At 32.1% G+C, this 17,200-nt stretch carries 14 protein-coding genes; 11 read left to right on the top strand and 3 right to left on the bottom strand.

What is annotated here, in order from left to right:
• Nucleotides 1-34: 34 nt before the first annotated feature.
• Both HM981_RS11680 and HM981_RS11675 read right to left on the bottom strand, forming a co-directional pair.
• Nucleotides 35-415, bottom strand: coding sequence for a RidA family protein (locus HM981_RS11680; RefSeq protein ID WP_179338985.1), 381 nt, complete (start codon nt 413-415; stop codon nt 35-37).
• 157 nt (nt 416-572) lie between these two features.
• A complete protein-coding gene (locus tag HM981_RS11675; RefSeq protein ID WP_179338984.1) occupies nt 573-3,332 on the bottom strand; it encodes a putative LPS assembly protein LptD in 2,760 nt (919 codons plus the stop codon).
• 108 nt (nt 3,333-3,440) lie between these two features.
• Here HM981_RS11675 and HM981_RS11670 point away from each other — a divergent pair, with 108 nt between their 5' ends.
• The 11 genes from HM981_RS11670 to bshA all read left to right on the top strand — a co-directional run bounded on the left by HM981_RS11670 (nt 3,441) and on the right by bshA (nt 16,498).
• Entirely contained in the window at nt 3,441-4,553 is a 1,113-nt protein-coding gene (locus HM981_RS11670) for an N-acetylmuramoyl-L-alanine amidase family protein (RefSeq protein ID WP_179338983.1), read from the top strand.
• 228 nt (nt 4,554-4,781) lie between these two features.
• Nucleotides 4,782-5,729: an MlaD family protein gene (locus HM981_RS11665; RefSeq protein ID WP_179338982.1), complete on the top strand. Its 948-nt coding sequence runs from the start codon at nt 4,782-4,784 to the stop codon at nt 5,727-5,729.
• 13 nt (nt 5,730-5,742) lie between these two features.
• Entirely contained in the window at nt 5,743-7,059 is a 1,317-nt protein-coding gene (locus HM981_RS11660; protein WP_179338981.1) for a (Fe-S)-binding protein, read from the top strand.
• 116 nt (nt 7,060-7,175) lie between these two features.
• Nucleotides 7,176-7,958, top strand: coding sequence for a (Fe-S)-binding protein (locus HM981_RS11655; protein ID WP_179338980.1), 783 nt, complete (start codon nt 7,176-7,178; stop codon nt 7,956-7,958).
• Between the two features lie 14 nt (nt 7,959-7,972).
• Nucleotides 7,973-8,179, top strand: coding sequence for a hypothetical protein (locus HM981_RS11650; protein ID WP_179338979.1), 207 nt, complete (start codon nt 7,973-7,975; stop codon nt 8,177-8,179).
• 15 nt (nt 8,180-8,194) lie between these two features.
• Nucleotides 8,195-8,716, top strand: a complete 522-nt coding sequence (locus HM981_RS11645) for a PH domain-containing protein (RefSeq protein WP_179338978.1) — start codon at nt 8,195-8,197, stop codon at nt 8,714-8,716.
• Nucleotides 8,703-10,205, top strand: coding sequence for a PH domain-containing protein (locus HM981_RS11640; protein ID WP_179338977.1), 1,503 nt, complete (start codon nt 8,703-8,705; stop codon nt 10,203-10,205). The genes HM981_RS11645 and HM981_RS11640 overlap by 14 nt, the downstream gene beginning before the upstream one ends.
• 35 nt (nt 10,206-10,240) lie before the next feature.
• A complete protein-coding gene (locus tag HM981_RS11635) occupies nt 10,241-10,726 on the top strand; it encodes an ABC transporter ATPase (RefSeq protein WP_179338976.1) in 486 nt (161 codons plus the stop codon).
• 92 nt (nt 10,727-10,818) lie between these two features.
• Nucleotides 10,819-12,042 (top strand): phosphoserine phosphatase SerB, encoded by a 1,224-nt coding sequence (gene serB, locus HM981_RS11630; RefSeq protein ID WP_179338975.1) that lies wholly within the window; start codon nt 10,819-10,821, stop codon nt 12,040-12,042.
• A 188-nt stretch (nt 12,043-12,230) separates the two neighbouring features.
• Nucleotides 12,231-15,188 (top strand): glycoside hydrolase family 3 N-terminal domain-containing protein, encoded by a 2,958-nt coding sequence (locus tag HM981_RS11625; protein WP_179338974.1) that lies wholly within the window; start codon nt 12,231-12,233, stop codon nt 15,186-15,188.
• Between the two features lie 173 nt (nt 15,189-15,361).
• A complete protein-coding gene (bshA, locus tag HM981_RS11620; RefSeq protein ID WP_179338973.1) occupies nt 15,362-16,498 on the top strand; it encodes an N-acetyl-alpha-D-glucosaminyl L-malate synthase BshA in 1,137 nt (378 codons plus the stop codon).
• A gap of 101 nt (nt 16,499-16,599) precedes the next feature.
• On the opposite strand, the gene HM981_RS11615 is transcribed toward bshA, so the two are convergent.
• Nucleotides 16,600-17,121, bottom strand: a complete 522-nt coding sequence (locus HM981_RS11615) for a DUF7935 family protein (protein ID WP_179338972.1) — start codon at nt 17,119-17,121, stop codon at nt 16,600-16,602.
• Nucleotides 17,122-17,200: the final 79 nt, after the last annotated feature.

The following is a 17,200-nucleotide window of genomic DNA, read 5'->3' as shown; positions in this document are numbered from 1 at the left end:
ATACAAAATGCTGCTTTTTTATGTGTTATAAATGCTATTTCATCGCAATCATACTAATTTCAACATTTACAAATTTAGGGAGATTGGCTACTTCAACGGTTTCTCTTGCAGGTGCAGTCGCTTCGTCAAAATAATTACCATAAACCTCATTGATTTGTTTAAAATTATTCATGTCACTAATAAATATAGAAGACTTAATAACGTTTTCAAAAGTCATGTCTGCAGCTTCTAAAACAGCTTTCATGTTTTCCATGACTTGCTTAGTTTCAGTTTTAATATCGTCTATAACCAATTCCATAGTTTCTGGGTGTAATGCAATCTGCCCAGATGTATAAAGTGTGTTTCCTGTTAAAATAGCCTGATTGTATGGTCCTATTGGTGCTGGTGCTTTTGGAGTGTTTATTATTTTTTTCATAGTGTTTTGCCTAAAAGTGAGAATCTTATTAAGTTAGTAATACACAAATTTAAGATTTTTTTTCTAAGAAAGATATGGCAATAGATAAGAAAAAAAGCGGCAATATATAAAGGAAATAAAACAAAATAGACGAAGCTTTAAAAGCATCTTTAGTCACCTATAATTGTTGATCTGATTGTTTTTGTTTATCGTATTTTAAATCTTTAAGCAAGTTAGATTTTATTCCAATAAAGAAGTTCCAAGAGCTACGATCACTAAATGGTATCCAAGAAAAATTCATACGCCAACTCATTAAATCCCGTTCAAAACGTAATTGAGTATACGTAAAGCCATTGTTTAAAAAATCGTAACCTGAAGAGGCTCCAAGACTCCATTTAGGAGATATGTCTACGTCGCCAGAAAACATTAATGAGTGTGAGGATATATTATCGTCTCTTCTTGTATTTGTATAGTTTGCAGAATAGGCCAATCGTAAACTCCATGGCATCGCGTATTTATACAATTCATTCTTGTCTTCGTCTTTCTCTTCTTCGCCATTTCGATCAGAGAGTCGTGTGTTAGCAAAATCTTCAGATTTACCAAAGAGGTCATCTGTTCGTCCTCCTGAGCGCGCAGACTCTTGAGATGAGGCTCTAGATTCAGCAGATTCATCACCAGAAAAACTATCATTAGAAAGTGTGTAACTCATGCTCATGTTGGCAGATGTTAATCTAAATAGACTACCTCCATTATTAATATTAAAAGTGTTAATGACATCGTTATTGCTATCTAAAGCATATGGATTAAGTGTCATTCCAAAATTAATACTCATTTTATTATTTAAAATTTGAGTACCACCAGTTACACGAACAGGACTTATATTTAATGAATCTGCAGCAAGATCATAAGCTGTAGAAAAACTAAGATTGTTTAGTATGGTTATTTTTTCAGGTTCTGTACTTGTAGAATCTTTAGCACGAATTTTAGCTTCAATATTATTGCCTAAAGAAAGACCGACACTACTAGAATAATTATTGCTTGGTGTTCCGTATAAAGAATTTTCAAATCGTGTGTATTCTACTTGGTCAGTTGTAGTTCCATCAGCATCAATAACATCATAAGTTTCATAATACTGATCAAAAGCAGGTGTAATTGAGTAGCTTAATGATGGTCTCATGACGTGCCTTATAGCTTTTATTTTTGCCGTTTTGTCTTCGTTTTCAAAATCATACATACCATAAATAGTGGTACCAACGCTAGCTCCTACATTATAGGTTAGGAAACGATCAAAACCGCTTTGGTCTATGGTAACAACCTCTTCATTGGTTTGGTCGTAAGAACGATTAATGGTATTTAATGTCCAATTTTCTTCAAGATTAGCATTGGCACTTACACTAAAATAATCAAACACTTTAAAGTTTGTGGTTAAGGGTATAGTGTGTTTCATACCTGTAATAGCATCATCAAACATTTCACTTTTACCAAATATGGAATCGTTGGTTTGTATGTTATACTCAGCTCTAGACGTTAATTGAAGATTGATATTCTGAATAATACCTTTTTTAGAACCTGTTTTTGGGGCAAAAGGGTAAATTCTACCTACAGATGCCTGCACTGTTGGTAACGTTAAATCTATATCTCCTGTATTTGTGTTTTGACTATGTGTGGCTGTTAAACTTAAATTTACCTGAGGTTCTCCGGAAAATGTTTTGGAATAAGAAACAGAAGATGATAAGGTGTTATTTAAGAAACTAGACTGATTCAATTGGTTTATAGATTCTTGAAAATAAGTACTACTACCTAAGTTAACAGAAGCAGAAAAACGCGAATTCGGATTTGCCTTAGTGTCTTGGCTGTGCGACCATCTAATGTTGTAAATCGTACTTTGACTAAAATCGGGAAACCCACGTTCGCTAGAGAGCAAGTTTTCATATCTAAAGCTTAAATTCCCCTTAAACTTATAGCGTAAAGCATAATTATTTTCAATACGTAATCCGTAACTTCCATTGGTGTAATAGTCACCCAATACGGCTAAATCTAAATAATCATTAATCGCAAAATAGTAACCACCGTTTTGTAAATTGTAACCTCTATTACTGTCCTCACCAAAGGATGGAAAAATAATACCAGACGTTTGTTTTTTTGTCATTGGAAAAAATGCAAATGGTAACGCAATTGGTGTTGGTACACCATAAATTTCCATATAAGTTGGTCCAACAATGACCTTTTGGTTTGGTACCAATTTCATTTTAGTTGTTACAAATTGGTATTCGGGATCTTCTTCATCTTCTGCTGTTGTAAAGCGACCATTCTTCATAAAATAAACAGAATCGTTTTCCATTTTTGTTATTGGAGAATAGACTTTAAAACCTTGTTGTTCTGTTCTAGAATTAAAAACTAATGCTTTTTTAGTTTCGGTATTAAAAATGATTGAATCTGGCTCAATAACATTTTCGCCTTGTGTAAAAACAGGTCTTTGAGAATAACCAGTAGAATCTTTTAAACGTCCTGCATAAACTAAGTTTTTGCTATAATCAATAACAATAACTCCAGCCTTAATTTCCATATCCTCGTACAAAACTTCAGCCTGGTTATATAAATATATCTTCTTCTTTTTTTGACTTAAAGACATATAATCGGCAGCTTTGTATTTTACTGTACCAGTTAATAGTGGTTTTTTCTTTAATGAATCTTTTTTAGTGGAATCAATTTCCTTTGTAAGTACGGGAGGTTTAGTTAAAGAATCGATAGAAACAGATGCAGTGTCTTTTACTTGCTTTGCAGGAATTGAAGTGTTCTTTCTTGGTAATTCTTGGGCAAAGCTAAACGTGTTAATAAACACTGTAAAACTCAAGGTAAAAAGTATGTATAAGCTTTTTGTATGCAAAGGTTTTAAATGTATTTTTGTAAAAGTATGGCTCGGTTTTTGAAACGCCAAAAGTACAGCTATTTTTTTGTGAATAATTATTAAAATTATAAATTAAAAATTACTGTTTTTAAAATATCAGCGCGTAATAAATCGAGATTATAATCCGTTAAACTAAATATGCAAACGACATCAAAACCCATAATAGTATTTGTTATCCTTTTATTTATAAGTTCTTTAACATCTTATGCTTGCTTGCATGCGCAAGAAGATAGGTTTGTTGTGGTCTTAGATGCAGGACATGGAGGTCATGATTCTGGAAATATAGGTAATGGACACAGTGAAAAAAATATAGCACTTAAAGTGACATTAGAAGTCGGAAAAGCTTTAGAGAAAAATCCGGATATCAAAGTGATCTATACGCGTAAAACAGACGTTTTTATAGAATTACATGAACGTGCAAATATTGCTAATAAAGCAGATGCAGACTTATTTGTGTCTATACATTGTAATGCGCACAGCTCGCAAGCCAGCGGAACAGAAACGTTTGTTTTAGGTGAAAAAAATACAGGGCGTAATTTTGATGTCGCCAAACGTGAGAATGAAGTGATCTTTTTAGAGGACAACCATGAGGAGAACTATGAAGGATTTGATCCGAGTTCTCCAGAATCTACAATTGCTATTGGTATAGAACAAGAAGTTTATGTAGAACAAAGCATTGTTTTAGCCCGAAAAATTGAAGATAATTTTATAAGCAAAGCTAAACGTAAGAGTAGAGGACTAAAGCAAGCAAGTTTATTAGTTATACGTAATACTTATATGCCTAGTGTTTTGGTAGAGGTTGGATTTTTGACAAATAATACTGAAGGAAAATATCTAAATACTAAAGCAGGGCAAACAAAAATGGCGAGTGCCATAAAGACTGCTATTTTAGATTATAAAAGTGAACTAGACCAAAATGTTGGTAGTCGTGTGTTATTTGGAGATCAGCAAGATACAGTCGTAGAAGAAACTGTAGAACCAAGAATAATTGAAGGCGTTATCTTTAAAGTTCAAATTTCTGCAAGTTCTAGAGAATTAGAAGCCAAATCTTATAATTTTAAAGGGCTCACTGAAATATCACGAGAAAAATCGGGTAATCTATATAAGTATTATAGTGGTAAAACTTCAGATTATAATAAAGTAAAACAACTTCAGAATACTGCTAAATTAAATGGCTATACTGGTGCATTTGTTGTTGCTTTCAAAGGCTCGAAAAAGATTAGTGTTACTGAGGCATTAAAGTCTAAATAATTTTATTTTTTAGATTTATTTCTTGTCATAATTCTTAAAATCCACAATTACTTTTCAACTGTTAAGGTGTTTATTTATAGTTGCTTGTTGTCGTAATGTTACTGTTGTTATTCTATAATTATTTTAGAAAACAGTAATTTTAAAGGCAAAAGAATAACAAGATAAATTTATATAAACATTATTAATATATTTATTCCTAATTTTGTTTACAAACTAAAGCAAAGCCCATTGAAAATCTCAAGAGAAGTTAAAACAGCAATATTGGTCATAGCTGGTATCGCTTTTTGTATCTATTTATTTACATACCTAAAAGGTGAAGATTTATTTGATAATTCAAACACTTACTACACAGAATTTGATTATAATGCCTTAAAGATGTCGTCTGCTGTAACTATAAAAGGTAATAGAGTCGGGAAAATCGAAGGAATAAAATATGATTTCGATTCAGGAAAAACACGTATTTCATTCTCAGTAACTCCAGAATTAAAATTCTCTAAAAATAGTAGTGTTAGATTATATCAAGACGGTTTAATGGGAGGTAATGCCTTGGCAATTGTAGAATCAGATGATGGTGAAATTGCAAAGTCAGGTGATTTTATTAAATCGGAAGTAAAGCCAGGAATGATTTCTACCTTAGAAAAGAATTTCTCGGGCATTAGTGAAGATTTAGGGTCTACAATTCGGTCATCAGATTCGCTATTAACTAATTTAAACGCTTTAGTTATCGATGATTCTGAAGAAGGATTAAAGCAAACCATTGCAGAACTTAATTCAACTTTAAAATCATTTAAAGGGTTGTCATATAATGTAAACAACTTAGTAAAGCAGAACGATGAGAAAATTGCTTCTGTATTAGATAATTTTGATAAAACTAGTGCAGAATTAGCAATTCTAATAAAAGATCTAAACGAATCAAAGCTTTCCAATACTGTTAAGAATTTAGATGAAATGATTCTGAAATTTAATCAATTAGCATCTGGATTGCAAGCAGGAGAAGGATCCATGGGGAAATTGTTAAAAGACGATGCGCTTTACGATAATTTAGAAAATTCCACTAAACAATTAGAGTTATTACTTTTAGATATTAAATTACATCCTGCGAGATACAGACGTATATTGTCTAAGAAAGAGATTCCTTATGAGGAACCAACGCAAGAGCAATTAAATAATAATTAGAACCTTCCAAATCATGGAATACTTACCAAATATCATTTTTGCCGTTATTTTAATAATAGGAATTGGCTATTTTGCTAGAAATGTAAAAAAGCTAATCCGAAATATTAAATTAGGACACGAAGTCGATGCTAGTGAAAATACTGCTGAACGTTGGAAAAACGTGATCAATATCGCTCTAGGACAAAGTAAATTGATAAGAAGACCCGTTTCTGGTTTTCTTCACGCTATAGTTTACGTTGGCTTCATTATCATTAACATAGAAGTTTTAGAAATTATTATTGACGGAATTTTTGGAACACATCGTATTGGTCAAGAGGTTTTGCCTGCATCTTTATATGGTTTCCTAATAGGATCTTTTGAGGTTTTGGCTGTTTTAGTTTTAGTGTCTGTTATCATCTTTTGGATCAGAAGAAACATTATTAAAGTAAAACGTTTCTTTAGTGCAGAAATGAAAGGTTGGCCAAAGAATGATGGTAATATTATTCTGTATTTCGAAGTTGTACTTATGTGTTTATTCTTAGTGATGAATGCTTCAGATACACCATTTCAAGCGGCTGATTCAGGAAATGTAATTTCACAATTTATTGCACCATGGTTTAGTGGTTTTTCAGAAGGAACGCTTCATATTATAGAAAAATCAGCGTGGTGGATTCACATTGTGGGCATTCTAGTATTCTTAAACTATCTATATTTTTCTAAGCATTTACATATTCTTTTAGCATTTCCTAATGTGTATTTTGGAAAATTGGAGCCAAAAGGAAAATTCAATAACCTTGACGCTGTAACTGCCGAAGTGAAATTAATGATGGATCCTGATGCAGATCCTTATGCAGCACCAGCAGAAACTGCAGAAGATGAAGTTCCTGCTAAGTTTGGTGCCAGTGATGTTATGGATTTAACGCAGGTGCAATTACTTAACGCTTATACCTGTACAGAATGTGGACGTTGTACAAGTGAGTGTCCTGCAAATTTAACAGGAAAGAAATTGTCTCCTCGTAAGATTATGATGGATACTAGAGATCGATTAGAAGAAGTTGGTAAAAACATAGATCTTAATAAAGGAAAGTTTGTAGACGATGGCAAACAACTTTTAGGAGATTACATTACTAACGAAGAACTTTGGGCTTGTACTACTTGTAATGCATGTGTAGAAGCTTGTCCTGTAAGTATAGATCCATTATCAATTATTATGGAAATGCGTCGTTATTTAGTGATGGAGCAAAGTGCTGCACCAATGGAATTAAATAATATGATGACCAATATAGAAAATAACGGAGCACCTTGGCCTTACAACCAAATGGACCGTTTAAATTGGAAAGACGAGAATTAGTATAGTTTAAGGGTTTAAAAAGTTGAATTGTTTATTTGTTAAATAATAACTCAGATTAGAGTTAAACGAATATTCGATTACACAATTAACCAAATTAACGATTAAACTTTAAAAGAATGAGCGAGCAACTAATAGTGCCAACTATGGCAGAAATGATGGCAGAAGGTAAACAACCAGAAATTTTATTTTGGGTTGGTTCTGCAGGAAGTTATGACGATAGAGCAAAGAAAATAACAAGAGCTTTTGTAAAGATTCTTAACAAAGCAAACGTCAATTTTGCCGTTTTAGGAACCGAAGAAAGTAATACAGGTGATGTTGCCAAACGTGCTGGAAATGAATTCTTATTTCAGATGCAAGCCGTTATGAATATTGAAGTACTTAACGCATACGAAGTTAAACGCATTGTAACTTGCGATCCACATTCATTTAATTGTTTAAAGAACGAATATCCAGGATTAGGTGGTCAGTATGATGTAATACACCATACTCAATTTATAAAAGAATTGATGGAATCTGGTCGTTTAACTTTAGAAGGCGACACCTACAAAGGAAAACGTATTACGTTTCACGATCCTTGTTATTTAGGACGCGCAAACAGTGTTTATGAAGCACCAAGAGATGTGCTTAAAAAAACCAATGCAACACTTGTTGAAATGAAACGACACAAAGGTACAGCCTTATGTTGTGGAGCAGGAGGCGCACAAATGTTTAAAGACGCAGAACCAGGAAATAAGGAAATCAATGTCCTTAGAACTGAAGATGCTTTAGAAACATTACCAGAAATTATAGCAACAGGTTGTCCTTATTGTAATACTATGATGACAGATGGTGTAAAATTCAAAGAAAAAGAAGGGGATATAAAAGTGATGGATATTGCTGAGTTAATTGCTAATGCATAATTGTATATAAAGTAATGGGCAATAATATTGAAAAATTACCATTAAAAAAGAGAGTTGTTGGCGGAATTTTCATTGGTTTGTTTTACGCATTGTTAATGGCAGGTTATGATTATTATACAGACGTTCCATTTTCTTTTTTGAAATTTTTATTCCATAGTCTCGTTTTTGGATTTCTTATGAGTTTTGTTTTTAGGTATAAAATCACAAAAAGTAAAGATTAATAATAAGTCTAAACAATGAACTTCACAAATCTAGAAATCCAAGCAGAAGACTTACCAAAGGTTGAAGAGCTTGTTCTAAAACCCATTTCAAAATCGTATTTAAAAATTATAGCACTTAATAAATTGGCAATTTATGCAGCTTTAATTGGGTTGGTATTTGGTTTTTGGTATTTTATAGAAAAGGAAGATAACATTCAATTTAATTTATGGTACGTCCTTTCTGCAGTTCTTGTATTGTGTATCCTTAATTTCATTATTTCCGTATTAGCATTTAAAAAACGAGCATATGCCATTCGAGAGCACGATGTAGTTTATGCTAAAGGATTAATTGTGCATTCAGTAACTACAGTTCCAATTTCTAGAATTCAACATGTTGAAGAATCACGAAGTTGGTTAGCAAGATATTTCGGATTAGCGACACTCAAAATATTTACAGCAGGCGAAGCAGGAAGCGATTTAAGTATTCAAGGCTTGCCACATCTCGAAGCCAAACAAATTAAGGAAGTAATTAGCAGCGAGATTAATGGAAACAACTGATTTCTCTCAACCTATAAGGCAGTCTGCTAAAGGGATAATAGTCATTTTTGTATTTAACTTATTTAAGTTTTTTAAAAAATTCCTTGTGTTTTTTATTGCTTTTGGAATTCAGGTAATAAGAAAAAAATCATTTGGAGGTGTCACACCAACAATGATGTATTTGGGATTAATAGCGATGTTGGTTTTTCTTTTAATCTTTGCTATTTTAAAATATCTCAATTTTAAGTTTCATCTCAGTAAAGACGATTTTCATTTAGCCACAGGAATTATAAATAAAGACAATACTATTATTCCGAAGTCTAAAATTCAGAATGTATATATAAAGCAAAATTTTCTACAACAACTTATCAATGTGGTTTCTCTAAAAATTGAAACCGCTGGAGACAAAAAATCTGAAATAGAAATTAGTGCTTTAGATAAGCCAACAGCTTTATTATTAAAGAAGAGATTATTCAATAAAATAAGTGTAGAATCTGAAGAAGTAGAACAAATAGAAACTGTAGAAAAACAAAATATTTTCTTCAGAGTGACACCAAAACGTTTGCTTTTAGAAGGCTTATCTCAAAATCATTTTAAGAGTTTTTTACTAATTGTAACTTTCGGTTACGGGATTTATAATGAGTCCAAAGATTTTTTAGAAGCATTAGAATTAGAGAAACATGTAGAAGGTATTGTAAATCTAGATGAAACTGACTTATTCAATCTAATAATCACTAATGTTATTCTTGTAATAGCAGTGGTTTTGTTTTCATTTCTATTTTCAGTGGCAAAAACGTTTATTATAAACTTTAATCTAGAGGTTGTAGAAAATCAGAAAACCATAGAAATTAATAAAGGCCTTTTTAATAAGGTATCGTTGAGCTTAACACCAAGTAGAATTCAGAATTTAGTAATCACTACCAATCGTGTAAAACAATATTTTGGTTTATATAGCATGTCAGTTAAGCAAGCGATGGTTAATGCTAAACAACAAAAGAATTTTAAAATTGTAGCTTTAGAAAAAGACCAACTTAACTATTTAACAAATAAACTTTTATCAGACTATAATCGTGAGGGAGAAACCGGAAAACCACAACCTTATTTTGTGCTAATTTCGGCTTTAGGCATGTTGTTTTTTATTGTTTTAGCCAATGCTTTGGCGCTGTTTCTTTTTGGAATAGACATGTTATGGATTAATGTTATTTATCTGCCTTTTGCAATGTTTTATGTCTATTTCGAATATAAAAAATCGTACTATATAATTTCTAATAATTTTGCAACTCTCGGAAGCGGAGTCATCGATACGACCACCAATATTTTAGAAACACATAAAATACAAGCTATAAAACTAAAACAAACTATTTTTCAAAAACGAAGAGGTATTGCTTCAGTGGTTATTTCAACGGCTTCAAAATCAGTTACAATTCCTTATGTGTCTAAATCAGAGGCTTTATCTATTTACAATTTCTTGTTATATAAGGTAGAATCTCAGGATAAAGATTGGATGTAAAATTGTATTTTTGTTTTTAGAAAAAATAGAATTTTATGCTAGTCGATTTTAATACCTTACCAGAAGAATCAAGAGTTTGGATATATCAAGCCAACCGTTCGTTTTCAGACGAAGAATTAGAACAACTTAAATCACAATTAGATACATTTATAGAAGCTTGGACAGCGCACGGAAAAGATTTAAAAGCAGGCTATAAGTTAGTCTATAAACGCTTTATTGTCATCGCCATGGATCAGAGTTTAAACAATGCAACAGGTTGTTCAATTGATGCTTCAGTGAGTTTTATTCAGCAATTAGAGCAACAGTATAATGTTGATTTAATGGATAAAATGAATGTATCTTATAAACAAGGTGAGTTTGTGGCTTATAAATCATTAGTTGATTTCAAGAAAATGGCACAACAAAAAGCGGTTTCCAAGAACACTATTGTTTTTAATAATTTAGTGGTAAATATTGCAGAATTCAATGAGAATTGGGAAGTTCCTGCAAGTGATAGTTGGCATAGCCGATTTATTAAATAAGACTTCATTTAAAAAACTTTCATATTTAAAATAGATTAGTCACTTTTACTGTTTATAACAACTGACTATCAATCAATAATTAATTTCACATTGTGGCAACAGACATTTTTTTACTAAATATTTCAGGACAAGATAAACCAGGATTAACATCATCATTAACTAGTGTTTTAGCAGAATACGATGCTAAAATTTTAGATATCGGACAAGCTAATATTCACGATACGTTATCGTTGGGTATTATGTTTGAAATTAAATCTGGTAAAAAATCGGCGGCAGTGCTTAAGGATTTATTGTTTAAGGCTTATGAGCTTGGCATAAAAGCTAAATTCAAACCAATTTCGCTAGACGATTATGAGAACTGGGTAAGCCTTCAAGGAAAAGACCGCTACATCATTACCATTTTAGGTGAAAAATTAGCGGCAGAACAAATTTCTGAAGTCACTAAAATAATTTCAGAAAAGAATTTAAACATTGATTCTATTAAACGATTAACAGGCCGATTATCATTGATAAAAAAGGAAGAATATCCTAGAGCTTCTATTCAATTATCAATAAGAGGTAAAATTAGTGATAAAACGGATTTTACTCAGAAATTCATGGAGATTTCTAGAGAATTAGATGCCGATATTGCTTTTCAAGAAGATAATATTTTTAGACGAAATAGACGTTTAGTTTGTTTTGATATGGATTCAACGTTAATACAAACTGAGGTTATAGATGAGCTTGCAGAATTAGCAGGAGTAGGAGAGCAAGTAAAAGCAATTACAGAATCTGCTATGCAAGGCGAAATTGATTTTAACGAGAGTTTTAAAAAGCGAATGAAACTTTTAGAAGGCTTAAGTGAATCTGTATTACAAGAAGTTGCAGAACGTTTACCAATTACAAAAGGGGCTAAACGCTTAATTGATACACTGCATTACTACGGATTTAAAACCGCTATTCTATCTGGTGGATTCACTTATTTTGGTCATTATCTTCAGAAAAAATTGGATATCGATTACGTGTATGCTAATCAGTTAGAAATTAAAGATGGTGCCTTAACAGGTGGTTATCTTGGAGATATTGTAGATGGTAATAAAAAAGCCGAATATTTACAATTAATAGCAGACGAAATGGGAATAGATATTAGCCAAACCATTGCTGTAGGAGATGGCGCAAATGATTTGCAAATGCTTAATCTTGCTGGTTTAGGGATTGCTTTTCATGCCAAACCTAAAGTAAAAGACAATGCACAAAGTTCAATTTCAAGTATTGGTCTAGATGGTGTTTTGTACCTTTTAGGTTATCATGATCGTCAAATAGATTTACTATCTTAATCTTCATATTTTAAGATGGATTACCGAGTTATAAATCTATCTTAAAGTCTCTAAACTTCCTTTGAATTATGGTAATTTGGCACAATATTCGTTATCATCTAATGAACGATAAATTGAAGGAGGATTAATTCGAATTATTTTTTCATTTTATTAGATGAATTAAATTCACAAACGATAAAAGATTGCCAATGCGTTACCTTGCTATTATTCTTATATATGGTTGTTTTCAAGTTAATTTTGCTCAAAATTATGCAGAAAAACCACTTCAAACTAAAGACTCAATCCAACAAAAAAAATGGGTAGATAGTCTTTATAATTCCATGTCTGTAAATGAAAAAATCGGACAATTATTTATGGTTCAGGTGTTTTCAGACAAAGGAAAAGCACACGAAACAAGTATTGCAAAACTAATTACAGGTCAGCATATTGGTGGTTTAATCTATTCTAACGGAGGACCAATTCGCCAAGCCAGATTAAATAACGAGTTGCAAGCTGCTTCAAAGATTCCGTTGTTAGTAGGAATGGATGCAGAATGGGGATTAAGTATGCGATTAGATTCTACTTATGCTTTTCCTTGGAATATGACACTTGGTGCAATTTCTGATAATGAATTAGTAGAACAAACAGGACGACAAATAGGAGAACATTGCAAGCGATTAGGTGTTCATTTTAATTTTGCACCCGTTTTAGATATTAATACAAACCCTAAAAATCCTATTATTGGTAACCGTTCTTTTGGAGAAGACAGAGATAATGTCACAGAAAAAGGGTTGGCTTTTATGAAAGGTATGCAAAGTGCTGGAACGTTGGCAAACGCGAAACATTTTCCAGGTCATGGAGATACAGAAGAAGATTCACATTTAAAATTGCCTACTATAAATTTTAGTGCAAAACGTATAGATTCCATAGAACTTTATCCATACAGAAAATTAATAAAAGAGGGTTTGGCTAGTGTAATGGTAGCCCATTTAAATGTACCTAGTTTAGAAGCTCGTAGAGGATTTCCTTCGTCATTATCTAAACATATTGTAACGGATATTTTAAAAGATAGTTTAGGATTTAATGGACTAATTTTTACAGATGCATTAACCATGAAAGGTGCTGCAGATTATGTAGCTCAAGGAGTTGATGGATCAAGAACTAAAAGTACAATTAAAGGTGGCGAAATTGATTTAATGGCCTTTTTAGCTGGTAATGATGTGATGTTAATGTCTGAAAATCCAGAAAAAGGAATAGCGAAATTTGTTGAAGCATTTAATAACGGAACAATAACAGAAGATCGCTTAGCACATTCGGTTAAGAAAATATTGATGGCTAAATATAAGGTTGGATTGCAAAATTATTCACCTATTGGTATCTATGATTTAGAAAATGATTTAAATAGACTTAAAGACGATTTACTCTATGAAGAACTCATGGAGAACGCCATTACTGTAGTTAAGAATACTAATGATTTATTACCACTTCGTGATTTAGAAACAAAGAAAATAGCATACGTGTCATTGGGCGATGATAGTGGTTCTGTGTTTTTAGACGAGTTAAAAAAATACACTGAAGTTCATGAGATAAAAGCAGACCAGCTTGATGGAGTAATTTCAAAACTTCAAAATTACAACACGGTTGTTGTTGGTTTTCATAAGTCCAATGCTAACCCATGGAAAAGTTACAAATTTTCTCAAAAGGAATTGGCTTGGTTGTACGAAATTGCTAGAACCAATACTATAATTTTAGATGTATTTGCAAGACCTTATGCCTTAAATGATTTAGCGTCTATTGAAAATATTGAAGGCATAGTCATGAGTTATCAAAATAGTAAGATTGCTCAAGAAAAGTCAGCGCAATTACTTTTTGGAGCTATTTCTGCAAAAGGAAAATTACCAGTAAGTACAGGTGCGTTTTTTCCTGTTGGCACTGGAGAAACTTATAATTCACTCATGAGTTTAAGTTATGGTTTGCCGGAACGTGTTGGTATGGATTCTAAATTGTTAGGTAGAATTGATTCTATTGCAAACTATGCTATTGATGGTAAAATGACACCGGGAATTCAGTTAATAGTTGCCCGAAAAGGAAAAGTGGTTTACAATAAAAATTTCGGTTACCATACGTATGCTAAAAAGAACAAGGTAGATGCAGATGATATTTATGATGTTGCGTCACTTACAAAAATCTTGGCGACACTTCCAGTACTAATGGAATTGGAAGAAAAAGGCTCTATATCGCTCGATGATAAGTTGAGTACTTTAATGCCAGAATATAAAAATACCAATAAGAAAAATGTAACCCTAAAGAAAATGTTATCGCATTACGCTCAACTTAAACCTTGGATTCCATTTTATTATGCCACTTTAGATACGGTTACTAAAAGACCAGATCCTAAATATTATAGAAAAACAAGAACTAAAGGTTTTGAAGTAGAAGTCACCAATACGCTCTTTATGCGTAATGATTACAAAGACTCAATTCAAAAAATAATTAGAGAGAGTGATTTGTTATCAACCTTACGTTATCGCTATAGTGATTTACCATATTATATTCTTAAAAACTATCTTGAAGGTTTTTACGATAAGCCATTGAGTGAAATTGCAGAAGATCGTTTTTACAAATCTCTTGGAGCAAATTACACCACTTATAATCCACGTAAAAAGTTTAGTTTAAAGGATATTGTACCAACTGAAATAGACGATTATTACCGTTTTAAAAAAGTACATGGTTACGTACATGATATGGGTGCTGCAATGCAAGATGGAGTTGGAGGACATGCAGGTGTATTTAGCAATGCCAATGATGTCGCTAAAATAATGCAAATGTATTTACAGAAAGGTTTCTATGGAGGAAAACGTTATTTTAAAAATGAAACCGTAGATAAGTTTAACTACTGTTATTATTGTGCAAACAATAATAGAAGAGGTATTGGCTTTGATAAACCGCAATTAGGAGAAGAAGGACCAACATGTGGATGTTTATCTATGACAAGCTTTGGACATTCTGGTTTTACAGGGACTTATGCTTGGGCAGATCCTGAAGAAGAAATTGTCTATATATTTTTAGCAAACAGAACGTATCCTAAAGCGGGTAAGAATTTACTTTTACGTGAAAATATTAGAACAGAAATTCAACGTTTAATCTATGAAGCGATTATAGATTAAGAACTTAAAGTTATAAGTTGAATTTTTTTTGAAACTGTAAGTTTTTTAACTTACTTAAGACTATTATTTAAATTATAATGCCTTGGAGAGAGTAATCGAAACCTGTTTTAGTTGAATTATTAAAACCTTTCAACTGCGCTCTACGAGACATCATTTATATATTTAAGAAACAGATGAAAATAGGAATAGTATGTTACCCAACATTTGGAGGTAGTGGAGTCGTTGCAACGGAATTAGGCTTAGAGCTTTCAAAACGAGGACACGAGATTCATTTTATAACGTATAGTCAACCCGTTCGTTTAGAATTATTGAGTAGCAATGTTCACTTTCACGAAGTTCATGTTCCAGAATATCCATTATTTCATTATCAGCCTTATGAGTTAGCTTTATCTAGTAAGCTTGTAGATATGGTAAAGCTACATGGTATAGAATTGTTGCATGTGCATTATGCCATTCCTCATGCCTATGCAGCTTATATGGCGCAACAAATGCTAAAAGATGAAGGGATTAATGTACCTATAGTTACTACTTTGCATGGTACAGATATCACGTTAGTTGGTAGTCATCCGTTTTATAAACCAGCAGTAACATTTAGTATTAATAAATCTGATGCAGTAACGTCTGTATCTGCAAGTTTAAAGAAAGACACATTGCGTTTATTTGATATAAAAAATGAAATTCATGTCGTACCAAATTTTATAGATTTAGAAAAACTAGATCCTAATTATACAGATTGCCAACGAGGAATGATGGCAGATGAAAACGAACGTATTATAACACATATTAGTAATTTTAGGGAAGTAAAAGAAATTCCAGATGTTATTAAGATTTTTTATAACATTCAAAAAGAATTGCCAGCAAAGTTAATGATGGTTGGTGAAGGTCCAGAAAAAGAAGGAGCAGAGCGTTTAGTTGAAGAATTAGGAATTTCTGACCGTGTTATATTCTTTGGTAATAGTAATGAAATAGATCGGATTTTATGTTTTAGTGATTTATTTTTGTTACCATCTAAAACCGAAAGTTTTGGTTTGGCTGCGCTTGAAGCTATGGCAAGTAGTGTTCCTGTAATTTCTACAAATACAGGTGGATTACCTGAAGTAAATGAAGATGGTTTTTCAGGGTATTTAAGTGATGTTAATGCCATAAACGAGATGTCTGCAAATGCAGTAAAAATCTTATCTGACTTAGATACTTTAAATCAATTTAAGGCCAATGCAAAAGTACAATCTCAAAAATTTGATTTAAGAAATGTAGTTCCAATGTATGAAGCTATCTACGAGGAAACTCTAAAGAAGTTTATGATTGACTAAACTTAAATTATAAGAATAAAAAAGAGGATAAAATAGTCATATTTTATCCTCTTTTTTTATGATTGAGTTTGATGTTTTTCAAACTACAAATCTCTTATGTTTTACCACATCTCACTAACTTCTTGCTTAATAAAGGCAAGTGCAGCACTGCTTGGAGCTGGTTTATCTATTAATTCTGTTAAAACGACTTCTCTAAGTTTATTTGCAGTATCTGTGTTTTCGTGGACTTTTGCTTTTCTAATCAATTGAATAGTCGCATTTTTTGCAGCTTGTACAATAGACCAACATTGGTCGCTTACATAGATTTGTTGCGATAAGTTATGTTCAAATTCTTGCTCAATAGTGGCGATAAGTAAACTTTCGTAATCGTCTTTATTTGGAGATGTTGGATTTACTCTCGTTAACAAGTTAGAAGGTGCAATACGTTCTAAGAATAGTGCCATACGCTCATAGGCTTGCAAACGCAAAGGAAAGGCTTCTTTTTGTAAATCTTTTTTCAATAAAAAATGTCTTCGTTTGTTTTCATTCTCTATGTGTTGTTGAAAGAAATAATAAGCAACAGCACCAACAACTACTGCAGGTGCAATACTAAAAATAAGTTCCAAAATTTTATCAATATCCATGTTGTAAATTTAAGTTACAAACTTAAAACCTTTCATTCTATTGTACAAACAAAACCGTTAATTGAATGAACCCTATCTT

The organism is Winogradskyella ludwigii (genome assembly GCF_013403985.1).
GTDB classification, from domain to species: Bacteria; Bacteroidota; Bacteroidia; order Flavobacteriales; family Flavobacteriaceae; genus Winogradskyella; species Winogradskyella ludwigii.
Note: the sequence above shows the minus strand (reverse complement) of the source record. Positions and strands in the feature narration are given on the sequence as shown.

Bases quoted from the DNA above. Each gene is read 5' to 3' on its own strand.
- HM981_RS11680 (WP_179338985.1), bottom strand. From the start codon at position 415: ATGAAAAAAATAATAAACACTCCAAAAGCACCAGCACCAATAGGACCA.
- HM981_RS11670 (WP_179338983.1), top strand. From the start codon at position 3,441: ATGCAAACGACATCAAAACCCATAATAGTATTTGTTATCCTTTTATTT.
- HM981_RS11660 (WP_179338981.1), top strand. From the start codon at position 5,743: ATGGAATACTTACCAAATATCATTTTTGCCGTTATTTTAATAATAGGA.
- HM981_RS11655 (WP_179338980.1), top strand. From the start codon at position 7,176: ATGAGCGAGCAACTAATAGTGCCAACTATGGCAGAAATGATGGCAGAA.
- HM981_RS11650 (WP_179338979.1), top strand. From the start codon at position 7,973: ATGGGCAATAATATTGAAAAATTACCATTAAAAAAGAGAGTTGTTGGC.
- HM981_RS11645 (WP_179338978.1), top strand. From the start codon at position 8,195: ATGAACTTCACAAATCTAGAAATCCAAGCAGAAGACTTACCAAAGGTT.
- HM981_RS11640 (WP_179338977.1), top strand. From the start codon at position 8,703: ATGGAAACAACTGATTTCTCTCAACCTATAAGGCAGTCTGCTAAAGGG.
- HM981_RS11635 (WP_179338976.1), top strand. From the start codon at position 10,241: ATGCTAGTCGATTTTAATACCTTACCAGAAGAATCAAGAGTTTGGATA.
- HM981_RS11625 (WP_179338974.1), top strand. From the start codon at position 12,231: ATGCGTTACCTTGCTATTATTCTTATATATGGTTGTTTTCAAGTTAAT.
- bshA (WP_179338973.1), top strand. From the start codon at position 15,362: ATGAAAATAGGAATAGTATGTTACCCAACATTTGGAGGTAGTGGAGTC.
- HM981_RS11615 (WP_179338972.1), bottom strand. From the start codon at position 17,121: ATGGATATTGATAAAATTTTGGAACTTATTTTTAGTATTGCACCTGCA.